At 51.9% G+C, this 634-nt stretch carries 1 protein-coding gene and 1 pseudogene; one reads left to right on the top strand and one right to left on the bottom strand.

What is annotated here, in order from left to right:
• A pseudogene (locus R7E78_RS27770) lies at positions 1-75 on the top strand (GFA family protein); the annotation flags it as partial.
• Positions 76-102: 27 nt separating this feature from the next.
• Here R7E78_RS27770 and nhaD read toward each other — a convergent pair.
• On the bottom strand, positions 103-634 hold a 532-nt coding region (gene nhaD, locus R7E78_RS27765; protein WP_318058840.1), incomplete at its 5' end, for a sodium:proton antiporter NhaD.

Genomic DNA, 634 nt, shown 5'->3' with positions numbered 1-634 from the left:
TTAGAGAGCGTTAACCCGTACGAATTGGGTGATATTGAAGTGATGGATGGCGTGAACCATCCATCGGATCGTTAGACTAAGTAGCTAGGCGTGTCATTGGGATTAGGTAAACAAGCCGCCGTTCATCCACAAATGAGCGGCAATACTGGCGGCGTAGCCCAGAGCGATCACGGGCGTCCATTTTAAGTGGCCAAAGAAAGTGTATTGGCCACGCGCTGCGCCCATCAAAGCCACACCCGCGGCAGAACCAATCGACAACAAACTACCCCCTACGCCCGCAGTGAGCGTAACAAGCAACCAGTTACCAGTGGACATGCTTGGGTCCATCGTTAGTACCGCAAACATGACCGGAATGTTATCGACAATGGCAGAAAGCACACCGACCATCACGTTCGCCCAAACCGGATTCCATTGGGTGTACATGACGTTTGAAACCAATTCGAGATAACCGAGCAAGCTCAAGCCGCCTACACACATCACGACGCCATAGAAGAACAGCAAGGTATCCCATTCGGCGCGAGAAACACGATGGAATACGTCAAACGGTACGACAGAGCCTAAACGTTTCAGCGCATGATCGTCCCCATTCGCAATCGCCATGGCCGCTTTTTTCGCGAGCGAATGTTTGAGGGTT

It is taken from the genome of Vibrio sp. YT-19(2023), assembly GCF_033337395.1.
Note: the sequence above shows the minus strand (reverse complement) of the source record. Positions and strands in the feature narration are given on the sequence as shown.